Raw genomic sequence first — 21,585 nt, 5'->3', positions numbered from 1 at the left:
CAGCCCGCGCCCTCGAATGTCTGACGGGTGACGACGCCAGCTTCCAGTTCCTACTGCTGGCTGGCCAGCTGCCAGAGCGGACCCGCCGCGAGACCCGCGGCGAGGCTGAGTGCGGCCGCGATGACGGCGGTGCGCGCGGACCACCGTCGAGGGCTGACCTGCTCCGTAGCCACCATGTCGGCGTCGGCGGTGCGGTAGGCCGGCACGATCCAGCGCAGGTAGTAGAACAGGCTGAGCACAGTGTTGACGAAGGCGACGACAGCGAGCCACGCGTAGTCGCCGTCCCAGGCGGCGGTCGCGGTGGTCAGCTTGCCGACGAACACCGCGGTGGGTGGGGTGCCCACCAGGCCGAGCAGCGCCACCAGCAGCGCTGCGGCCAACCAGGGCCGCCGCCGGGCCAGGCCCCCGTAGGCGGTGAGCTCCCGGTGCTCGGGCAGTGCGGCCGTGACCGCGAACGCGGCGATGTTGGTCACCGTGTAGCCGGCGAGGTAGACCAGCAGCGACGGCAACGCGAGGTCGCTGCGTCCGGCCACCGCCACGGGTACGAGGAGAAAGCCGACCTGGCTCACGGTCGACCAGCCGAGCAGGCGTCGTGGATCGTTCTGCCAGTAGGCGGCCAGGTTGCCCAGGGTCATGCTGGCGACCGCGAAGATCGCCACCAGCAGCGCCCACGACGTGGTGCGGGGAAGCACCAGGACGAACCGGTACACCGCGATCAGAGCGCCGATCTTGGGCACCGTGGTCAGGAAAGTCGCCACGGTGCCGCCGGCACCCTGCGCGGCGTCCGGCACCCAGAAATGAGCCGGTACGCCGCCGGCTTTGAACATCAGCCCCGCAACGACGCCGACGGTCGCCGCTGCGACGGCCACCGCTGGCGCCTGGGTAAGTCGGTCCGTCAGGTCCTCGTACCTGGTCGTGCCGGCGACTCCCGACAGGATGGTCACGCCGAGCAGCAGGAGGATGCCGAACAGCGCACCCATCAGGTAGGTCTTCATCGCGGCTTCCGCACCGCTGGCGGTGTTCACCAGGCCGATCAGCCCGTAGAGCGGGATGGTGGCCAGCAGGAACCCGACGGCGAGGACGAGCAGGTCGTCCGCGCCCGCGAGGACCACCGTCCCGGTGGTGACGAACAGGAGCAGCGCGTAGGTCTCGCTTTCCCGCGCCGACGCCGCGATCTCATCCGCAGCGAGGGTCAGGACGAGCAGTGTTCCGAACGCGGCGAGGATCCGGGCGACGCCGGTGGCGGTGTCGACGGCGTAGGTGCCCTCGAACGCACGCTGCACCGGCCCACCAAGCTGGACCGCGGCGGCGGCCATGGCGGCGACGAGGACGACGGCGGTGAGGACCCGGATCAGCCACTGTCGCTGCCGAGGGACGAACGAGCCGCCGATCAGCGCGCCGAGGCCACCGACGAGCAGCAGCATCTCGGGTAGCAGGAGCAGGGGCCGCATCCCCATCTCGGCGTCCACCGGTCACCTGCCGACGAGATCGACGGCGGCGGCGGAGGCCGGCTCGATGACGTCGAGTAGCGGTCGGGGCAGGATGCCGATGGCGAGGGAGAGCAGCAGCAGGGGCCCGGCCGACCAGATCTCGCTCGGGCGCAGGTCGGTGAATCCGATCGAGCTCCCTCGGGTTTCGCCGGTGAAGACCCGTTGCAACGCCCGCAGGAACAGCGCGGCGGTCACGAGGATGCCGACCAGCGCGACCGCGGTGACGGGGGCGACGGCGACGCTGCCGGTGAAGATCTGGAACTCGGCGATGAACCCGGCGAACGCGGGCAGGCCCAGGGACGCGAAAGCGCCGACGGCGAAGAGCGTGGCGAACGCCGGTGCGGGCGCGGCGAGCCCGCCGTAGGCACCCATGTCATAGGTGCCGACGCGGTCACGCAGGACGCCGGCGAGGAGGAACAGCGCCCCGGTGATCAGGCCGTGGCTGACCATCTGGGTGACCGCCCCGGTGACCGCCACGGTCCGAGCCTGGGCGGTGTCGGCGGCGACCAGCCCGGCGGCGCCGACCGCGAGCGCGATGTAGCCCATGTGGTTGACCGACGTGTAGGCGATCATGCGTTTGACATTGGTCTGGGCCAGCGCGACGAGCGCGCCGTAGATGACCGACACCACGCCGACGACGATGACGACCCACGCCCAGGCCCGCCAGGCCTGCGGCAGCATCGGCATGGCGATGCGGACGAAGCCGTAGGTGCCCATCTTCAGCAGCACCCCGGCCAGCACCGCCGAGCCGACGGCGGGCGCGTCGGTGTGCGCGGGCGGCAGCCAGGTGTGGAACGGCACGGTCGGGGTCTTCACCGCCAGGCCGACCAGGATCGCGGCGAGCACCAACCCACCAGCGAGAGGCCGGCCGGCCAACGGGGTGGCGGCGGCGAGCGCGGGCATGTCGAAGGTGTGAGGTTCGGCGGCGACGTAGAGGCCGATGAAGCCGACGAGCAGGGCCAGGGAGCCGAGGAAGGTGTAGAGAAAGAACTTCATCGCCGAGTGCCCACGGTTGCCGTGACCCCATCCGGCGATCACGAAGTACATGCCGACGAGGGACAAATCGAAGAAGACGAAGAACAGGATCAGGTCGGCGGCCACGAACAGGCCGAGGCTGACGCTCTGCAGGAACAGGAACAGCGCCGCATGGGCCCGGGGCCGGTGCCGCTCCCGCAGCGCGTACACGGCGCAGGCCAGGAAGATCACCGCGGTCATCGCGACCAGCGGCAGCGAGAACCCGTCGACCCCCAGGTGGTAGCTGCTGTTCACACCCGGGATCCAGGCGGCCCGCTCCTCGAAGGCGAGCCCGCCGGGAACGGGTTTCTCGTACCTAACCCACACGACGATCACGAGCGCGAGGTCGACGGCCGCCACCGCCACCCAGGCCCAACGCGCCGGCGCATCGCGGAGCCGGGGCAGGCCGACCAGCGCCAGTGCGGCGGCGAGGGGCACGAAGACGATCAGACTGAGCACGCCTCACCTCAACGCGACGAGTAGGAGGACGCCGACCACGACCACCACGACGGCCTGCAGGTAGTACTGATGCAGTTGGCCGGTCTGCGGCCGGCGCGCGAGCTGACCCAGCCGGCGCGTCCAGCCGGCGAACCGCTCCACGGCACCGTCCAGCCACCGGTCGTCGGCGCGGGCGGACCGGTCCGCCACCCGCAGGGTCGCGGCCGCGACCCGCTCGACGCCCCGGTCCAGCACCCGGTCGTCGAAGCGGGCCAGGGCGTCGGCGAGCCACAGAGTAGGGCGTACGACGAGCAGCCCTGCCGCGCTCTCCAGTCCGAGCCAGCGCAGCGCCCACTGCGGCTCGGGGACTCGCCTGCGGGCCACGGCCAGGACGATGACCAGCGCGATGGCCGCGGACACACCGAGTTCAAGCGGAGCGGCCCGGGGCGCCTCCCCCGTTGCCACCGCTCGGGCCAGCAGGCCGTCGACCGGCGGGAGGGCGAGGACCCCGAGTACGGCGGCGGCCACCGCGAGCACGACCACGGGCAACTGCTGGAACAGGTTCACGCCGCCGATGCCCTGCTCCTCCTCGTGGTGGGCCTCGAAGTCGGCCCGCCGGTCGGCGGGCACCCGCCGCCACATCACGATCAGGATCTTCCCGGCGTAGGCGGCGGACAGGGCGGAGGCGACCAGGCCGACGGCGTAGAGCCATGGGGACTGCGCCAGGGCGGCGGCGAGGACGGCGTCCTTGGTCGCCCAGAGCGACAGCGGCGCGACGCCGGCGAGGGCGAGCGCGCCGACGGTGGCCGACCAGCCGACCAACGGCCAGCGCCGAGCGACGCCGGACAGGCCGGCGAGCCGCTGGGTGCCGAGGGCGGTCAGCCACGCCCCGGCGGCGAGGAACAGCAGCGCCTTGGTGGCGGCGTGCGTCACCAGGTGTATGGCGCCGCCGGCGACCGTACCGGCCCCGGCGGCCATCACCACGAACCCCAGCTGCGCGGCGGTGGAGGCCGCCAGCAACTGCTTGAGGTCCCGCTGGGCGACCGCGACGGCGCCCAACAGCAGGGCCGTCGTGGCACCCAGCCAGCTGGTCACCGTTCCCGCCCAGCCGGTCGAGACCAGCAACGGCTCCACCCGCAGCAGCAGGTAGCCGCCCATGGCGACCATCGCCGCGGAATGCAGCAGGGCGCTGACCGGGCTGGGACCGGCCATCGCCCGGGACAGCCAGAACGAGAACGGCAGTTGCGCGGCCTTACCGAGCGCGGCGACCAGGATTCCGGCGGCGATCACGTGTCGCCACCCCATGCTGCCGCCGGGCAGGTCAGCCAGGGCCAGGCCCGCCCGGCCGGCGAGCGCGGCGGCCGCAGCGAGGTAGAGGCCCAGATCTGCGGTGCGGGTGGTGACGAACGCGCTCAGACCGGCCGACATGCGGTCGTCGTCGCGCCACCAGAAGCCGATGAGCGCGTACGAGGCCGCACCCATGATCTCCCAAGCGAACAGCAGCGTGGGTAGCGTCGTCGCGGTCGCGGTGAGCGCGGCGGAGGAGGCGAACAGCAGCATCAGGCCGTGGAACCGGGCCCGCGCCCGCTGGATCTCCCCAGCCGCGAAGACCAGCACCAGCAGGGTCACCGCCGCGACAGTGGGCACGAGCAGGGCGGCCAGGCCGTCGACGGTGAGCGCGAAGTCGGCGCCGGCCATGAACGGCACCGTCACGCTCGGCCGCTGGAATGCCACCACCGCCGACAGCGCCAGGGTGAGCGCGGCTGCGCCCAGGGAGACCGCTACGACGATCCGGTCCGCCCGCCGGGTGAGGGCGAGCAGACCGCCGACCGCCGCCGGCAGGATCACCAGCAACCAGAGCGAGGCCTGGGCGAAGCCACTCATCCGTTGAGGTCCGCCGCCATGTCGGTCATGTCCACCCGCCGTACCCGATGCAGGTGGGTGGCCACGGCGAAGCCCATCGCCATCTCCACCGTCATCGCGACGATGATCACGAGCAGCAGCACCTGCCCGGAGGGGTCCGGGGCGAGGAACCACCAGAAGCCCGCGGCGGCCAGGATGAGCCCGTTGAGCATCAGCTCCAGCCCCATCATCACCATCACCACGACCTGCTGGGACAGCGCCCCGTACAGCCCGACGCTGAACAGTGCCGCGGCCACCAGCAGAACCGTCTGGAGGGTCATCGGCCGACGCCTCCCGGTTGCGGGTCCTTCGCCGGTCGGCGGCGAAGGTCATCGCCGAACCGGTCGTAGCGGGTGCGGTGCGCGGCCAGCACCACTCCGGCGACGATCGTGGCCGCCATGACCGCGCCGACCACCCCCATGACCAGCATCTTCGGACCCATCAACTCCTCACCCAGCGCCACCGTCACGCCGGCGGGCGGTTTACCACGGCGGGCCGGCCAGGGAATGAGCACGGCCCCGGCGGCCAGGAGCACGAAGGAACCGACGGCGGCGGCCAGGGCGTGCCGCTTGTCGTGCACCATGCTCATCGGCATCAGCGCCGGGTTCATGCCCATGAACATGACCATGTAGACGGCCATCACGGCCATCTCCATCACCATCATCAGGATCGTCACGACGCCGACGTAGTTCTGCTGCAGCAGCAGCACCTGCACGCCCACCGCGATGAACGACACCGCAAGGGCGTAGCTGGCCCGGGCCATCGAGTTGACATAGAAGACCGCGGCGCCGGCGAGCACAGCCACGACGGCGAGGGCCCAGAACGAGATGTGAGTGATCATGGGTCACGTCCTCCAGACCGCGACGACAGCGACGAGCAGGTCCTGCACGAGCACCGCGGGCAGCAGTACCAGCCAGCCGACCTCCATGAACAGGTCCGGTCGGAACGCGGGCAGCCGGCGGCGCAGCCACACGAACACCGCGAGCAGGGCGACCGTCTTCACCAGCACCCAGGCCCAGTCGGGCAGCAGCGGGCCGGCCCCACCGCCGAGGAACATCGGCACGGCGAACGCCGCCCCCGCGGCCAGCAGTGCGTACCGTCCGCCCTGGAAAACCAGCCGGTCGACCCCCGACAACTCCGCCGTGACGCCACCGGCGATGTCGGATCCCAGCGCCGGCGTGAACGGTCCCCAGACCGCGATCGCGACGACTCCGGTGCAGTAGACCAGGAACGCGACAGGCATCCATACCACGAACCACAGGTCCACCTGCGCGGCCGCGACCGTCCCGACGTTCAGGCTCGACGCGGCAACCGCGGGCGCTACCAGCGCGAACATCAGCGGGAGTTCGTACGCCAGCCCGTGCGCCAGGAAGCGGTAGCCGCCGACCAGCGAGTGCACGGAATTGGCGCCCCACCCCGTCAGCCACACGAAAGCCCACGCCAGGACATCCATCGCGTTGAACCACATCACCCCGACGTCGAGGTCGAACAGCGTCCACTCCCCCAGCGGCACCACCGTCACGATCATCAGCGCCATGAAGAGCAGACCGGAACTGCCGATCCGCCACAGCAGCGTGTCAGCGGCGACCGTGGTCCTGCGCCGCTGCCGCATGAGCCGAGCCATCTCCCCCAACGGTCGTGTCAGCCCGGACGGCCCTGCGCCCGCGGCCCGCGCCGTGAAGACCCCGTCAAGCACAGCGGCGAAGACCGCGAGTAGGCCCAAGATGGCAGCCGCACCCAGTGCCCATCCGGCGGGGACCGTAGTGACCGTGTCAGGCATGCGCCACCTCGCTCGCCGCCGGCAGCGGATCGAGGTCAAGGCTCGCGACGACCAGCCGCGCGGTGGCGACGTCCAGCCCACGCACCACGTCGCAGACCTTGACGATCAACACCGGCTCGCTGGCACCGCTGCTCCCGCCGTCGGAGCCGGCAATGTCATCGGCCACCCGCTCGATCATGGACAGCAGTCGGTCGTAGGTGTCTCCTCGTAGCTGGCCGGGAAGACCCAGGCGCGCAAGGTCGGCCTCGGTAAGGAGCCCGACTCCTCGCAGCGACCAGCGCAGCAGCCACGCGCGCTTGATGTGGTGACGCAGCCGGTCGAGATCCTCGGCCGCCTTCCCCGCGCCTCGGTCGGTCAGCAGCAAGTCGCGCAGACGCCGGGCGTGGCTGGCCGCGTCGTCCCATCCCGCAAGGGCGAGCAGTCCCGCTGCGTTGTCGCAGCGACGCGCCGCGCGGTGCCGTACGTCGGGGTAGCTCACGTCACCCTGGTCGGAGGGGGCGCGGGCGTCGACCACGGTGACCTCGGCGTCGACGATGAGGTCGCCCTGCAACGAGCAGCGTAGGACAAGGCCCGCCGGCCAATGCGGCAGAACCGGGCCCATCCGAAGGTGCAGGACGTCCATCTCCAGGCCGTCACGGTCGTCGCCTCCCTGCGCGAGCGGTATCCCGGCCGGCGTCATGTCCATCGCGCCGTGGTCCATCCCACCGTGGCCGCCGTGCTCCATCCCGCCGTGGCCCATTCCACCCTGGCCGCCGTGCTCGTGGTGCTCCATCCCGCCGTGGTCGTCATGCGCGCCGTGGCCGCCGTGCTCGTGGTGGTTCATGCCGGCGTGCTGAGCGTGACCGACCTGATCGGTGTCGCCCCCCTCGCGATCGCCGGCGTGGCCGCCGTGGTCGCCGTGGTGATGGTCGCCGAGGCGCACCTCCCGGTGCTCGTCACGGTGCGGCTCGTCGTCTGGAATGGCGGACCGGCTGCGACTGTCGTCCTGCTGCCGGCCCACATCGAGAAGCTCGGCCTTAGCCCTGTCGAACGCCGCCGCCGCGAGGTGCGGGGCATCGATCTCGACTCGGGCGCGTGGCCCGGGCATCTCGTCCCACAGTCGCGCGACCACCGCCGCCATCTCCGAGCCGGAGGTGCCACACACTGCCAGCACGTCCGCGTTGGCGGGCGTGGACACGGGCAGCCAACCTCGCTCGCGGATGTGCTGCTCCGCCGCGACACGCGTCAGCCAGTGCCCCGGCACCTCGACCACAAGGACGTGCGCCTGATCGACCGCATACTTGGCAAGAACGTGACTCAGACCCACCGCAGGGCCCCCTCCCGCCACGCCCACAGCACCGCAACGAAGACCGCACCGAGGAACAGGAACATCTCGACGATCGCCGTGACCCCCACCTCAGCGACGACGACCGCCCACGGGTACATGAACAGCATTTCCACGTCGAAGGCGAGGAAGAGCAGCGTCGCGAGGTACCACCGGACGTGGTACCGGGACAGCGCGTGTTCCTCGGGCCCCCAGCCGGACTGAAACGGCAGGACCCTGAGCGCGTCGGGCGCGAGGGCGACCAGACGGTGCAGGCCGTACAGCCCGGCAACGAAGACCGAAGCGACCAGCGCCATCGCTGCGGCTCCTGCATACATGTCGCCTCCTTCAGGGTCGTTACGAGTCTGCCCGTCCGGAACCGGTCGCCGGGCGCATACCAGCACGAAGCTTCGGGTGGGCACCACAGATGCCATGGCCCAGAGGTGCACCCGCGAGACAACGCGGGACGGCGATCAAAGCACCAGGGGCCACACAGCCACGAGTCATGGCTCCGGCGCGAGGGTGTCCGTGTCAGTGGGGGCGGACGGAGGCGTGCGGCTACGTCCGGCGTACCGCCATGTCGGCCAGCAGCAGCCCGACCGAACCTGCCGCACCCGGCTCGGCGGCCCATGAGTCATCGCCGCAACTGTCGCTGTGCGGTGGTGGCTCGGCGGGGACTGCATCGACTCCAGAGGACTCAGCCGGCAGGAGTATGGCCGAGGCCTGGGCCCTCCTGGTGAGCAGCGTGCGGACATCAATGCTGATCGGCGCTGACGCGCGGGGCTGGTCGTCGGCAGCTGGATGCGGTGCGCCGATCTGGGTGTGGCGTATGCGTGGGAGCGGCTACGCAGCCCAGTGCTGGCGTCAGCAACGCGACCGAGGAGACCCAGGTTCACCGGGCCGCCGGTGTGAAGACGGTACTGAAGCATTTCCCGGGTTCCGGTCGGGTCAAGGCGACCGGGGCTACCGGGTAGCGCTCTCCGGGGTCAGCTGACAGGCGCTCGTAACCCGAAATCCGTCCTCCGAGGGCGGTCATCGGAAGGTTCTCACGAGACTTGTCGCTGTGGATGGTGATCGTCGACGAATGACTTCACGTTTTCGCTCACCCTCACCAGCACTCGCCTCAGAGCGGTAGCCGATAGCTGACCGGAACTACGGGTATCAGGGGATGCTGAGGAAGTTCAGCATGGTGCGGCGGATCAGGAACGCCATGGCGTTGTGGTGCTGGACCGTGTTCCGGAGGTTCTGCCATACGACGACGAACTGCTGGCCGGTGCCGTTGTGGGTGAGGACGGTGGCCTCGGAGGCAACCTCCCCTCCGGCATTCAGGCCGCCCAGGCCGATCTTGCTGTGGGTGATGTGAATCCCGCGCCGAGCCCATTGATGTGCTGCCGTGCGCCGGTGGTCATCCAGGAGGAGTCCCCCGCGGACTGGGCGTCGGCCAGCAGTTGGCGCATGTCGGAGGCGATGCCGTCGATGCTGTGAGAGTCGAGTATGGAGCCCTCGACGATGAGCGCGAAGAGCCGGGCCATGTCTACGGTGGTGGTGGACTGGGCGGATGGGCCGTCGTTCATGGAGGGCACCCGGACGGCGGGGAAGGCCCCGGTGAAAGTACCCGCCAGCCAGATGCCCGTATTCGTGCTCGGGTTGAACAGGCCGGTCTTGGCCAGCAGCCCGTTGATCCAGCTGTAGCCGAGTGCCTGAATGCACGCTGAGGTCTCCGGGTTGTGGCTGGGCACGGTCATGCCACGCATGTTGGCGGCGAAGACCTGGCTGAAGGAAATCAGGCATCCGCCGCTGGCGAGTTCCTCCGGCGGCCCAAAGATGGTGGGGTACTTGGGTACGCGCATGTTCTCGGTGATGCCGGGCTCGGTCTGGAACCGTGGTGCAGCGTTCTTGATGTTCTGGTTGAAGGCGCTCTTCAGGTCGTTGAAGACGCCGCTGGGGGTGCAGTCACCGGCGGTGAGAACGTGCTGCGACGCACTTTGCCGTAGTTGGAAGGCGGCGAACATGGCGGCGGCCTTGAGCAGGCTGCCGGAGAAGTGCATCTCGGTGTCGCGGAAGCCGGCGTAGGCGAACCTCGGCGAGGTGCTGGTCGGGTTGATGACCGCAGCGATCGAGATGGCCGTGTCGAGGTGTACCCGCTCGGCCGGGAAGGTTAACCCGGTCTGGGCCAGCGCCGCCGTCAGCGCCACACGCATCGCCGGGCCTGGTGTGAGCAGGTTCGGGAACGGATTGGGAAACAGCATTGCGGCCTCCTCAGCTCGAGCACCTAGGTGTCTGGATCGAGGTTTCTCGGCAACAGCTTCGCTGGGGGTCTGCCCGGCCCGGGGCTCAGCCCAGCGGCACATGCGCCGCGTACGTAATGCGCGTTTGCCCGCGGCCGAACTCGCGGTCGCTGAGGATCAGCTCGTACTCGGCGACCTCGAGGCGCATACGCCGGGCGTCGCGGTCGACGGGGAGTTCGACGACCTGTTCCCAGAGGAGGTTCCCGTCGCAGTAGGGGTCGGTCGGCTGGATTAACCCGAAGAACGCTGGCGCGTCGATCTCGGCTGGATGGCCGCTCGTGTGCTCCCAGTCGAACTCGTCGGGGTCCGAGCCGGTCGGTACGGTGATGCTCTGCACCCGAAGCGCCACCCGGGGGGCGTACGGTCCGCCCCTCGGTTCGTGTAGATCGCAGCTGGCTCCCTCCGGGTCTGGCCGAGTGATTGCGGGCGCGCGTCCGCGTAGCGCGACGATGATGTGCCGTTTGTCGCCCTGCCAAGCCAGGCTGAGCGTGCGTTCGGGGGCGACCTGTACGAACTCGCCGAGCACGACCTTTGACACCATCGCGTCCTGCAGCGACTCTGGTTGGAAGCGCACAAAGGCGAGCCGCAGGAACGGCCAGTAGTTCCACGGCAGCGCCTCGACGTCGAGCTCGATGTCGCAGAACCACACCTTGCGCCGGTCGTCCCACTCGGGCTGGAAGCCGACGGCGAGGGCACACAGTTCGTCCTCGTCGAGCGTCACCTCCTCGGCCCGGATGCAGCTTGGGAAGTGTCTCGGCTCGAGCGGTACGGCTTGCGGAGGCCGCGGTGTGCAACACCAGTTGGCGTCAAGCCCGTAGCGTGAGCAGAGGGCGTCCGGCAGCGGGTCGTCTCCTTGCAGCACAAGCCCGAGCAGCTCCCCCGCGCCGGACTGGCACCACGGTTGATCCAGGTAGACGCGCAGTCCGCCGCCGCCGCGCCGCTGGGTGTGCGTCGCCCAGCCTGGGCCCGGCGGCGTCGTCGGCCAGTTGAACGTCGGCACCGCAAAAAGAACGGTAGGGGCGATCGGCCGTGCGGAGTTGAGAACGCTCACCTCGAACTCATCGCCTGGTGGCGTGGTCGTCGTGAGGTCGTCGACGTTGATGTTGTCGGGCAGGTACTCGCGATAGGCGGACGTCGCGCACACCAGGTATTTGACCTTGCGGTGGCGAGTGTCGCCGAACTCGTGGAACTTGCGGAGGTTGGGCGCCGCCGGCGGGAATGTCATGCCGGACTTCCAGCCGTCGTCCACGGTGTAGTCGACCGCGACCGAACAGCGCTTCTCCTTGCGGCAGCCCTTGTCCTTGTCTTCTATGAGCTCTTCCCAGCGCCCGATGACTTCGATGCGGCCGGTGCTCGGTACGTGCAGCTCGATCACGCCGTCCTGAAGGCAGGCGGTGGTCTGCCCGATGTGCGTGCGGCATGCCTTCAGCGCCGTGAACCGCGCCGGCTTTACCGGGTGTTGCACGGCGTGCACGAGCACGAGGGTTCTGGGCGGCGTGATCATCCAGTGCGCGCCCGCCTCGGCCCAGCTCCGTAGGAGAGACGACGGATTCTCGTCGTCCAGCCAGTCCCAGATGGCGTGGCTCTTGAGGGCCGTGGGCACCAGGTAGGAGCTGTACCGCACATGGGACTGCTCGCCCTTGGGGATGTACACGGTCAGTAACCGATCGTCGGCGTCCCATTGGGGCGGCTGCTCGAATTCAGTGGGTTCGGCAATGCGGAGCCTGAACCCCTCGCTGTCGGGCCACCTGCCGGTGAATGGCACCTGCAGTAGCGGCTCCGTCTTGGTCGGGGGGTCGCCTGTGGGAACCTGGCACACCGGCAGCGGGTCGCCGGCGACATGGTCGACCAGTCCCGGCAGGCCGCGCAGCGCGGTTCCGGCCACGATCGGGTCGGGCAGGTACGGCGTGGTCAGCGTCTCGTTGGCAGTGTTGATCCAGTATTCGCCGACGTTGGACGGTTTGCCGAACGGGATTGTCGGCTTTGCGAATGTTCCGGATTCGCGCAGCGAGATGCGGTAGCCCGCGTCCGGGTCCAACCAGCCGCTGGTGTCGCGGAAGGCGCATTCGAGCATTCCGTGCAGCTCGGCCATGTCCTGCGAGGTCTTCGGCGGAAAGAAGTGGCGTGTGCGGTGTGCTGCCGCGTCCGGCGGCGTCGCCTGCATGACCTGCTGGTCGTACGTGGCGCTGTCGCGGTCGACATCGCTGCGCAGCACGACCCGCTCGAGCGACTCACCCGGCCAGAACTTCCGCAGCGCCAGCGGAGCAGACGGCCCGGCCGGCTCGAAACGCCGGTAGGTGATCGGGTCCGACTGCGACGCCGAGTCCTCAACAGCCGCCAGCGGCTCGCCGCACAGGTCGACGCCGATCGCCCGTAGCGTGTATGTGTGGCCGAATCGCAGGCGTGGCAGCGAGCCGGGGCACGCGTGGAATTTCGTCACGAGGCGGAACTCAGTTTCAGTCTCGCTGCGCGGCGCCGCCGGGCCGTCAAAGTCCTGCTCCGGCGGCAGCGGCCCGCCGACGTGGCTCTCGAGGGTAAGTCCGGGCCGCGGCACGACGAGGCTCCAGCCGGTCCAGCGCGCGAGCACCTCGGGCACGTACAGCGGCGAGGATTCGTCGTCGCAGGACGTCGCAGACGTCCGCTTGACGTAGCCCTGGTCGATCACCTGGCACCATTGCCTCGGATTTCCGGCGTCGTCGACAAGGTCGTAGGTCCCGAACCGCTTGCAGAGCGAGAGCCAGTCGCCGCCGTCGGGCCGCACCTCGATCCGGTAGCCACGTACGAGGTCCTCGGCGAACAACTCCTGTGGCAGCTCAGCCGGCTCGCCCGGGGCGTCCGCCGGCTTCGGCTTCGCCTTCTCCGCAGCATCGACCAGATGTCGGTGCACGTGCCAGGCGCGGTCGGCGCGCACTAGCGCGAGGCCAGCCGAGCGAAGCGCCGGGAGCGTCTCGCGCTGCGGCCGGTCGAGCGCGTACACCTCGAGGCCGTCGAGCTGACAGGTGCGCTCCAGCGTCGCCGCAGCGAGGATCGCTTTCATCGCCGCTCCGTCCGAGTCGAGTTGGATGACGTCGAACTTCGGCGCGTCCGTCTCGATCCGGTCACCCGCCCCGCTGAGGTCGAGCATCCCGCTGGCGAAGTCCGAGCCGGGCGCATGCGCCGCCGTGAAGCTGTCGCCGGTCAGCTGGCAGCGGGTGCGCGGCGCGATGTCGCCGGCCCTCGTCGCTCCGTTCCAGATCGGGATCGCGCGCACGGTGCCGGGATCGGTCGCCGGTCTCGGCACGCGCAGCCGCACGACGAGCCCGAGCCGGCGCATGATCTGGGGGTAGTCGCCGAGGGCGCCGAGCGCCTGGTGGAAGTCGAGTCGCGGCTTGTCGGGCGGCGGCTGGGACGCGGGCGGGTTGGCGTTCTCGGGGCGCTCGTGGAAGCGCTTGGCGCGCGCGAAGTCGCAGGTGAGGTCGCGGCACTTGAGCCCATTGGCGATCGGCCCGTGCGGCTCCGGCGCGATCGCGAGCTCCGCGGCCATCCGCTGCTCGAGTCTCTCCATCGGCCCCTCAGGTGCCGGCCCGATCGGCGGCTTCGTGACGTACGGGGAGGGGTGAACGGTCCGCGGCATGGTGACCTTCGGCTTCGTCGGATCCGGCGGCGGCCCCGGGTCCGGCTCCGCGGCCTCGCGCAGAAGCCGTAGGAGGGTGCGCACGACATAGCGCAGAGGGCGCGGGAGCAGGCGGCACAGCGGACGGAGCGGGCGACACAGCCACCGCAGCGGCCGCCAGAGCCAGGCGAGACAGCCCTGCGGCCGTGGCAGCGGGGTGGGGTCGGGCGGTATTTCGACCGAGGGCAGCGGGATGTCGCGGTCCTCGCGCGGCGGCGGTTCCCGCTCCTCCTTGACTCGCACGTCGGTAACCGGTCCGACGGTCTGTCGCAACGGCTCGAGCTCGCTTCGGGGCGGCGGCTGCGTTGGGAAGCCGCGCCCGATATCCGTGTACAGCTTCCGCAGATACGCGGTGATGAAGCGCACCGAGTACGAATGGATCTGACGTTTGCACAGGTCCCGAAACGACCACGGGCGGACGAACGTGGTCGCGCGGAACAGGTGGTCCCACGCGTCGTGGTCGAGCGGAAACAGAAGGCGGACGTCCGCGTCGTGCCGGCTTCCATCGGCGAACTGGACCTTGAAGGTGAGGTGGTCGGCAAGGGTGCGCGTCCAGTGCTCAAACTCGGGGAAGTCGGAGAGCCGGAACTCGGAGCAGGGAGGTGCGTTAACACCCAGGCGCGGAGAGACCAGCACGTCGAGTTCAAGCGTTGCCGCATCCGCACCGCGTGGGAGGACAGTCCACAGGACCTGCTGCTCAGGCACAGGCGAACGCCTCGCAGTACTCGTGCCACGGGCCCGGCGGCATGAGCTCTGCAAACGCCGGGTCGTTCGCGTTGCCCGCGAACTGGCGCTCGCACTCGATCTGCACGGACTGGGAGAACAGGAAGATGTCGATCTCGACAGTCAGGACTGCCCGCCCGTACGCCTTGCCTGGTTCCTTGTAGGTGAAGCTCAGATTCAGCTCGACGGAGACGGAAATCAAGCCGAGCACGGACATGTTGCCACCGAGGCGGAGGTAGCCGGTCAGGGTGCAGCCCTGCTCGCTCTCGATCTTGAAGTAGATGCCGGCCATCACGTGCACGCCGCCTTGGGCGACGCCGAGGTTGACCGCGCAGCTCGCGCCGAACTCGATCGCCGCCTCGAGCTGCTGGACACCTTGGGGATCGATCGCGAGGTTGAAGAACCCCCCGCCGCCGAACAGCGACACGGTCAGCAGGAACGGCTCCTCGCGCTTGCAGAAGGCGAAGTTGACCGTCAGCGCCCCGTTCACGAACGGGATCGCGAAGCCCGCGGCAAAGCCAAGGTTCTGCAACGCGAAGACGCCGACCGCGACGTCCGGGAGCGCGAGCGAGTAGTTCGAGCGCACGCCCGCCGGCGTGACGTCGATCGCCGGCGGGTCGCTGAAGCCGTCGAGTGGGATGAGGTCCTTGAGGCGTTCTACGAACGAGAGCGGGCCCGCGAAGACGACCTCGCGCATCTTCACCTCGACGTTCGGCTTACTGCCGGTCGACATCGCGAACGTCACCTTGTCGAAGCCGATCTTCAGGAACGTCGGCTTGCCGAGGAGGTGGATACGGAAGTCCGTGAGCGTCGAGCGGACGTCCGACTTCGGGATCGACGAGCGCGCGTCGAAGGTCGCGACGATCTCCATCTTCGTGGCCTGATCGACCACGAAGATCGGGAATTCCGTCGGGTAGCAGACCAGGACCGGGTTCCAGACCTGGCGGGCGACGAGCTGGTTGTTGATGCGCTCGGTGACCATCCGCGGCACGTCACTCGGCCGCGTGCCCTCGATGATCCCAAGCACCTGCTGAAGCTCGAAAACGCCGAACAGTTTCGGCAGCCTCGGGACCCCCGCGAAAAAGGCGTTCGGATCAAACTTCCCGGCAGCAAGTTCGGCGATCTTTCCAACCTCGCCGCCGACGGGGCCGAGCCGGCGCGAGAGGCCCGCGACGCTCATGTTCGGCTGGATGAGGCCGCCCGCGCGGTCGCCCTTGTCGCTGAAGTCGAGGGCGAGCTTTCCGGGACACCGCAGCTGCGCGATGACCTCGTTGACATTCGTTCCACCAAGGCCATTGGCTTTGTAGGTGTCGTGGTATTCGAACTCAGCAGAGCCGCTCATGCCGGCGATGATCTGCAGCGCGGGCGCACTGACCTCGGCGATCGAGAGCTCGGGCCAAAAGCCGGGCTGATGGTCGGACGGCGGCCCGGACGGCGTCGGCATGGGATCCTGCGGCAGCGCCGTGAATGAGACGGACTTTGTCGAGTACGTCGTGTCGCCGTTCGGCCCCGGCGCGAAGGCGATGTTCGCCCCGCCCGCAGCGAGCGGCGGCGCACCGTACGCCGTTCTCGCCTTCTTGATGGTCGTGCTGCTCCACGCCTCCGTGGCACTAATCCACACCAGCGGCGTCGTGAGGTCGACTGTGTTGCCCTCGACGTCGGTACCGGTGAGCATGAACGGGAACGGCTTGGACGTTGCCTTCTCGCAGATGAGACACCCATCGCCGCCAGGCTCCAAATCGGGGGTCACCAGCGTGCGGAGGCGAACCTCATGCAGCGGCATCGTGTGCGCCTGACCGCTCGGCGCCGCCCCCGGCAGGAACGACTTGCCCGGCTGAAGCACCACGACTATCTCGCGCTTGAGCAGGAGCGGCGGGTCACCAGGCGGCGGATCGCCGTCGACGAACTTGCGCTCCGACACGCCGCCCTCCAACTTGGCCGCCAGATGCCCGAAGGGATAGAGGAAGCCAAGGCGAACGATCCGGACGAAATCGTCGCGTCCCTGAGCCGCGCGATGCGTCCACTCGACGAGGCTCGTATGCCTCAGTGGCGGGCTCCAGTCCCCGTGCGAGTCGAGCCACGCGCCGAGGGCAGTCAGCGCGAGTCGCCGGATGGCGATCGGCTCGGGCTGGTATGCGGTGCCGGTCTGCAAGCCGTAGCGGCGGTTGCCGGAGACGTGCACGATGTCTGCACGGTCGCGCTGGCTCATTATGTTGCATGGGAACGGCTCGTGGTCGCCCTTATCGAGGTTCGTCCACTCCGGCTTGCCGGGGTCCCAGGCGGGTCCGTTGCCCTGGCGCAGCCAGATCGCGCGGACCTGGCGTTGCCCGCCGCGGTCAGGCGCTGGGCGCAGCAGCGAGTGCCAGAGCTCGACCCGCGTCGAGCCCGCCCCGCGAATCGGCGAGCTCATGTGCTCGAAGCCGGCCTCCTCCTCAGGCGACAGCACTAGCCGGAACGGCAGTTCGATCGCCGTCTCAGCCGTACCGGGCTCGGCCAACGCAGGCGGGTTGAAGAGGTACCGAAAGAGCGCCACCACGTTAAAGCAGCCGGCCGGCTCCTGTCGACGCGCGGCGCTGGCCGGCACCATGAGCGTGCTGTTGGCGAGCAGCTCGAGGACCGCCGGCAACTTAAAGGCGACCGGCAACGCGCGAGGGTCGATGCGGAACGCGACCCGGGAGTGGGCGGCGGCACGCGACGGCACCACGACCGAATGGCGCCGCTCACCGTCCGGGAACGCCATCTCGGTCACGTGCTGCGGCGGCAGGTGAACGACGATCATAGGAACGCCACCCGCGATCGGCACCAACGTGCGGCACGGAGGGCTCCCGACCACATCAATGTGCAGAAGCTCCAAATCACAGACAAGGAGATCCTCAGCCCGGACGACTCGAACCCGCGTCAACTCGCCACCCCTCTGGAACGCTGGCCTCGTCACTTCTCCCGCAAAGCCCCGTGGGTGCCTTAACACCCCGTTTGTGAGGCTACCGCTGCACTTGGGCCTTATGGCGAAATCCCGGATGACGGCCGGTATGGGCCTTCTCCGTGCATCCGTTGGTCGTTGGTCGTGGGACGACGAGTCGGCGTTGTGGCTGACGCCGGGCCTGGGCCGGGTCGGACGCGGTCGTGCGGCGATCTTGCCCGCCGCGCGCCCTGCAGGCCCAGCCGTCGCATCAGCCGCTCGATCGTGCACCGGGGCACCGGCACGTCCTCGCGCAGCAACTGCCGCCAGACCTTGCGCGCGCCGTAGACCCGGTAGTTGTCGCCAAACACCCGCATAATCTCGTCGCAGAGCTCGTCGTCGCGCACCGCACCTTCGACAGCGGCTCGGTGATGGTCGCCGCCGCGAGTTCGTCGCTGCCGCACGCCCGGATGCCCTTCTCATGCCACGGGACACGGATCGACTGCTTCGCGTGGGGCGAGAACGTCGTGACCAAGGCTTCGCTGCACGGCGTCAACTACACCAACGGCTCCACGTCACCCTTCTTCACGCGCACCTCATGGGCGTTGGCGATCATCGCCGGTGCGGCGGCTCCCGTACAGAGCATGCACGCTGTCGTGGTCCGGGCCGGCGTGAGCGCAAGCCGGGGCCGTCGTAGCGCCAGACCGCTCCGCACGCCGATAGCTCATACAGCGGAGTCACTCTGCGCCGTACGGCCCAGGCGGCGACTCGCCGTATGGTTCGAGCAGCAACTCGTCGTCGAATTCCAGGCGACGTCGCGCCGGGCCTTCGAACGCGTCCAGCAACTCTTCCTCACGATAGATGCGGCCTGCTTCCAGGTAGTCAGGTGCCGGCGCGAGCGGAACGAAGAGGTCTCGGTCACCGTTGATTTCGGACAGCCACAAGACGACGGCGTAGAGCGCCGGGATCTTCAGCATGTGCAGTTCGTAGCTATTCTGCTGGATTTCGGCAACCTCGACGAGGTCCCGAAGCGCCAGGGCGGTCGACTGCACGAACGGTCCCATGTTGACCTGCTCCAGCCCGGCTGGTCGGCCGTCAGCACCGGCAGAGACCTCACTGCTCGCCACCGCACGCGAACCGACCACGGCCAGGTACCGCCAGCCGGTGACTGCCGAGTCGCCGAGCGGCCGGCGCGCAGCAAGATCGTCAAGCCGGACGTGGTGCACTGTGTGGGGCGCCGAAAGCTCCGCTTCGTCCGCGCGCAGCGCCGTCAGTTCAGCTACTCCAGTGTCCTGCGCGAACTTCGCCATGTACTGGAGGCCTGTCGGCGCGATCCGCTGCGGGTCCCCTGGAGCCGATGCATACTGGATAGCCATTGTCACCTCGTGAATAATCGTAGGACCGGGCTCTGGCGCTTTGGTACGCGATGCTCAAGGAACCGTCAGAAACGTGAGGGCGCACATGCACCACCACATGCCGGACCTGAGGTCAGCTCGATCTCCGCCAGGCGCTTGATCCTGCGCGCCCAATGGACGCCGTCACTTCGTATAGTATGTGCGTACCCAACGCCCTAGGCCCTGGTAGGCCATTCGGAAGGAATTGTAGGACACAAATGATGATCCGTAAAACGGGTCCTGAACGTAGAGGTACCTTTCCAGGACGAATGGATTCAGGCTGACGACGACATCGCCATACCCGTTGATCAAGGGAGCGTGGCCCCCTCCGCCGCTCCAGAGGATCGCTGTCACCACTGGTCGCCTCGCAGCGATCTCCGGTTCCAACTCCGTCGCCGTTCCGCTCTCGATGCGATCAAGGTGACCCACTCGAATCAGGCCGCTACTGACGGGCCAGGGTTGGTTGCAAGCCGGAGTGCTGCCGGCCGTGCAACAGTTCGTCGTGCCGAGTGCGTCGTCGACCCAAAAGCATTGTTCCCACAGGCTTCCCGGTTCATAGAACGCCGCCACGCTCACCGTCGTCGCGACCCAGCACCAATTGTCCTGCTCTTGCTGCTGAATGACGAATGGAAAGACATCTCCTGCCATCAGGCTCGCCTCCATTTTCGATCGATGAATCAGACTTTCTCGCAAGCAGCCCGCCTTACAAGCGGGATTCGACAGAACTCGATTCGGGCTGCCGGCCATGAGTGACTGATGCACCTTTGAAGTTTAGCGAAGCTCGAATGCGGCCGACCGGTTTCCGCAGAACCTGCCCGTCGGCAGCGGAAGTCTCGTTATGTTTCTGTTCGCCTCACTGAGCCCTTTCATCGTGATCATGCTGGTCGCGGTGGGTGCGAGCAGCCCGGAGATCGATGAGGGCGTATCCCCACCGGCATTCCTGGCCAGAAGATCGACTCTTACACGTAACGGACCGCGGACGGGCGAACCGGATGCGGGCGGGCAGCACGCTCATCTACCACTGCGCGGAGGGGGCAGCGTGTTTCGGTGGTGGCGTGCGAGTTCCGTGACGCCGCTACGGCGGGCTGCCTTCGGCAGCGGTTCATGGCCATGCACTGCAACGGCGTCGATTCAGCCGCGTGCTGCCCAGGCTGTTCGAAACTTGACCCAAGTGTGAAGAACCTATAGCCACCAAAGATCGCTAGCAGAACAGCCTATCTCTCATCAGGAGGTGCGTAGCAGATTCGTACCGGCGACGGTGCGGCAACGACTGGCCCCCGTGCACCCCTTCGCGGTCACCGGCAATCGCCTGATGACTTCCACAGGGCGGCGATAGCCTGGTGGCGAGATGGCCAGCGTTGCGAAATGGTGGTGGGGACATGCCTCCGAACGAACCTGTCGACATACCCTCCGAGGCGTACGCCGCACTTCGGCATCTACGAGACGCGCTCGTGGACGTCATACCGCAGAAACTCGACTTCGCGATCGGAATCAAGCAGACCGGCGGCGAGTACCAGGATGAACTGGCGTTAATCGTGCTCATCCCCGAAAAGCTTCCGCGCGACCAGGTGCCCGCCGATCAGCTCATCCCCGCCGAGTTCGAAGGCTTCCGCACGGACGTGGTCCAATTCCGGCCCACCGAGATCGCCGACACCTCGCCTCATGATCCTTTGCTCGGAGGCATCCAGATTTCCCGTCCCGCATTTGTGGACGACGACGGCAATCTACGTTCTAAGGCCGGGACCCTGGGTGCCATGGCACGGAACCGCTCCGACGGGGCGATGCTCATGCTCACGAATTGTCACGTATTGCCGGACGCGGGCGTCGACGTCCACCAGCCGGCCGACCTGATCACCGGGCATCGTGTGGTCGGCACCTCCGACCGAGGGGTGTCTACGAACGACTGGCTCGACTGCGCGGTGGCGGTCGTCGGCGAGGGCCAGGCGGTCTCCGCCGCGATCGCAGACATCGGTCCGGTTGCCGGCACGACCGATGTCACTCTTTGGCAGCAGGTAACCAAGCGGGGCGCGCAAACCGGCGTCACCTCCGGACTTGTGGTCTCGGTAATCCCGGATCTGTCGGAAGGCATGATCATCGGAATGATCATCGACACTTTCCCCTTCGGCAGCCTGTTCTGCTGGCACGGCGACTCCGGGTCAGTGATCCTCAATCTGAGCGGCGAAGTGGTCGGACTGCTGTTTGCGATGGACGATGAACAGTGCGACCCGGCCGGCACGCCGTTGAGGGCACGCGGTCTGGCTTCGACGATCGGTCCGGTCCTGGATGCCCTTCAGATCGACATCGAAGTCAGCCCCTGACAAATATATTTAGACGAGTGTCATGCCGACGGAATCTGGGGCCCGCCGCAGAGTCACCCCACATCCCACTCAAGTGGACTACGCGTCAGGCCGGTGAGGCCGCGTCCGTTCGCCGAGTAGGCCACCCCACTCCCGACGAGGCGCACTTTCGTCGGCATTCCTCCAGATCTATCAATTCCGGCTCAGCCTAAGAGAGGGCGAGCAAAATTGGCACGCTCCCCCACAAACCTGCGAAGGCTGTGGGCCTCGCCGTAAATCCAAGGTACGCCAGCCGTAGACCCGCGCGAACTGTTCCGCACGAGCCTCCGACCGCATGCTCCATTAGCCTCGCGCCTTCACGAAGGCTGGCGGTGGTGGCGGGTCGTGAACGTGAAAATGCCCTCT

Annotated in this window: 14 protein-coding genes and 1 pseudogene; 1 reads left to right on the top strand and 14 read right to left on the bottom strand. The window is 68.2% G+C overall.

What is annotated here, in order from left to right:
• Positions 1-50: 50 nt before the first annotated feature.
• The 14 genes and pseudogenes from ACFOYX_RS34305 to ACFOYX_RS34240 form a co-directional block, all read right to left on the bottom strand.
• Complete coding sequence (locus tag ACFOYX_RS34305; protein WP_377534749.1) at positions 51-1,457, bottom strand: NADH-quinone oxidoreductase subunit N; 1,407 nt, start codon at positions 1,455-1,457, stop codon at positions 51-53.
• A gap of 15 nt (positions 1,458-1,472) precedes the next feature.
• A complete protein-coding gene (locus tag ACFOYX_RS34300; RefSeq protein WP_322443825.1) occupies positions 1,473-2,963 on the bottom strand; it encodes an NADH-quinone oxidoreductase subunit M in 1,491 nt (496 codons plus the stop codon).
• A 3-nt stretch (positions 2,964-2,966) separates the two neighbouring features.
• On the bottom strand, positions 2,967-4,826 hold the full coding sequence (locus ACFOYX_RS34295) for a proton-conducting transporter membrane subunit (RefSeq protein WP_322443824.1): 1,860 nt from the start codon (positions 4,824-4,826) through the stop codon (positions 2,967-2,969).
• A complete protein-coding gene (locus ACFOYX_RS34290; protein ID WP_109803108.1) occupies positions 4,823-5,125 on the bottom strand; it encodes an NADH-quinone oxidoreductase subunit K in 303 nt (100 codons plus the stop codon). Before ACFOYX_RS34290 ends, ACFOYX_RS34295 begins: the two co-directional genes overlap by 4 nt.
• Positions 5,122-5,685 (bottom strand): NADH-quinone oxidoreductase subunit J, encoded by a 564-nt coding sequence (locus ACFOYX_RS34285; protein ID WP_322443822.1) that lies wholly within the window; start codon positions 5,683-5,685, stop codon positions 5,122-5,124. The genes ACFOYX_RS34290 and ACFOYX_RS34285 overlap by 4 nt, the downstream gene beginning before the upstream one ends.
• 3 nt (positions 5,686-5,688) lie before the next feature.
• A complete protein-coding gene (locus ACFOYX_RS34280; protein ID WP_322443821.1) occupies positions 5,689-6,624 on the bottom strand; it encodes a complex I subunit 1 family protein in 936 nt (311 codons plus the stop codon).
• On the bottom strand, positions 6,617-7,930 hold the full coding sequence (locus ACFOYX_RS34275) for a hypothetical protein (RefSeq protein WP_322443820.1): 1,314 nt from the start codon (positions 7,928-7,930) through the stop codon (positions 6,617-6,619). The genes ACFOYX_RS34280 and ACFOYX_RS34275 overlap by 8 nt, the downstream gene beginning before the upstream one ends.
• Positions 7,921-8,265, bottom strand: a complete 345-nt coding sequence (locus ACFOYX_RS34270; protein ID WP_109803111.1) for an NADH-quinone oxidoreductase subunit A — start codon at positions 8,263-8,265, stop codon at positions 7,921-7,923. The genes ACFOYX_RS34275 and ACFOYX_RS34270 overlap by 10 nt, the downstream gene beginning before the upstream one ends.
• 987 nt (positions 8,266-9,252) lie before the next feature.
• A complete protein-coding gene (locus ACFOYX_RS34265; RefSeq protein ID WP_322443819.1) occupies positions 9,253-10,176 on the bottom strand; it encodes a hypothetical protein in 924 nt (307 codons plus the stop codon).
• Between the two features lie 85 nt (positions 10,177-10,261).
• Entirely contained in the window at positions 10,262-14,572 is a 4,311-nt protein-coding gene (locus ACFOYX_RS34260; protein WP_322443818.1) for a hypothetical protein, read from the bottom strand.
• Positions 14,565-17,369 (bottom strand): hypothetical protein, encoded by a 2,805-nt coding sequence (locus ACFOYX_RS34255; protein WP_322443817.1) that lies wholly within the window; start codon positions 17,367-17,369, stop codon positions 14,565-14,567. Before ACFOYX_RS34255 ends, ACFOYX_RS34260 begins: the two co-directional genes overlap by 8 nt.
• Positions 17,370-17,722: 353 nt before the next feature.
• Positions 17,723-17,899 (bottom strand): annotated as a pseudogene (locus ACFOYX_RS34250) (IS3 family transposase); the annotation flags it as partial.
• Between the two features lie 327 nt (positions 17,900-18,226).
• Positions 18,227-18,799 carry a hypothetical protein gene (locus ACFOYX_RS34245; RefSeq protein WP_322443816.1) on the bottom strand — a complete coding sequence of 191 codons (573 nt, stop codon included), beginning with the start codon at positions 18,797-18,799 and terminating at the stop codon, positions 18,227-18,229.
• A gap of 228 nt (positions 18,800-19,027) precedes the next feature.
• Positions 19,028-19,645: a papain-like cysteine protease family protein gene (locus ACFOYX_RS34240; protein WP_322444129.1), complete on the bottom strand. Its 618-nt coding sequence runs from the start codon at positions 19,643-19,645 to the stop codon at positions 19,028-19,030.
• Between the two features lie 689 nt (positions 19,646-20,334).
• Here ACFOYX_RS34240 and ACFOYX_RS34235 point away from each other — a divergent pair.
• Positions 20,335-21,201 carry a trypsin-like peptidase domain-containing protein gene (locus tag ACFOYX_RS34235; RefSeq protein WP_322444130.1) on the top strand — a complete coding sequence of 289 codons (867 nt, stop codon included), beginning with the start codon at positions 20,335-20,337 and terminating at the stop codon, positions 21,199-21,201.
• Positions 21,202-21,585 lie beyond the last annotated feature (384 nt).

Source organism: Micromonospora sp. GCM10011541 (assembly GCF_042650725.1).
Classification (GTDB): domain Bacteria; phylum Actinomycetota; class Actinomycetes; order Mycobacteriales; family Micromonosporaceae; genus Micromonospora; species Micromonospora sicca.
The sequence above is the reverse complement of the archived record's forward strand: the minus strand, read 5'-3'. Positions and strand labels throughout refer to the sequence as shown.

Bases quoted from the DNA above. Each gene is read 5' to 3' on its own strand.
- ACFOYX_RS34305 (WP_377534749.1), bottom strand. From the start codon at position 1,457: ATGGGGATGCGGCCCCTGCTCCTGCTACCCGAGATGCTGCTGCTCGTC.
- ACFOYX_RS34295 (WP_322443824.1), bottom strand. From the start codon at position 4,826: ATGAGTGGCTTCGCCCAGGCCTCGCTCTGGTTGCTGGTGATCCTGCCG.
- ACFOYX_RS34290 (WP_109803108.1), bottom strand. From the start codon at position 5,125: ATGACCCTCCAGACGGTTCTGCTGGTGGCCGCGGCACTGTTCAGCGTC.
- ACFOYX_RS34285 (WP_322443822.1), bottom strand. From the start codon at position 5,685: ATGATCACTCACATCTCGTTCTGGGCCCTCGCCGTCGTGGCTGTGCTC.
- ACFOYX_RS34280 (WP_322443821.1), bottom strand. From the start codon at position 6,624: ATGCCTGACACGGTCACTACGGTCCCCGCCGGATGGGCACTGGGTGCG.
- ACFOYX_RS34270 (WP_109803111.1), bottom strand. From the start codon at position 8,265: ATGTATGCAGGAGCCGCAGCGATGGCGCTGGTCGCTTCGGTCTTCGTT.
- ACFOYX_RS34265 (WP_322443819.1), bottom strand. From the start codon at position 10,176: ATGCTGTTTCCCAATCCGTTCCCGAACCTGCTCACACCAGGCCCGGCG.
- ACFOYX_RS34255 (WP_322443817.1), bottom strand. From the start codon at position 17,369: ATGATCGTCGTTCACCTGCCGCCGCAGCACGTGACCGAGATGGCGTTC.
- ACFOYX_RS34245 (WP_322443816.1), bottom strand. From the start codon at position 18,799: ATGGCGAAGTTCGCGCAGGACACTGGAGTAGCTGAACTGACGGCGCTG.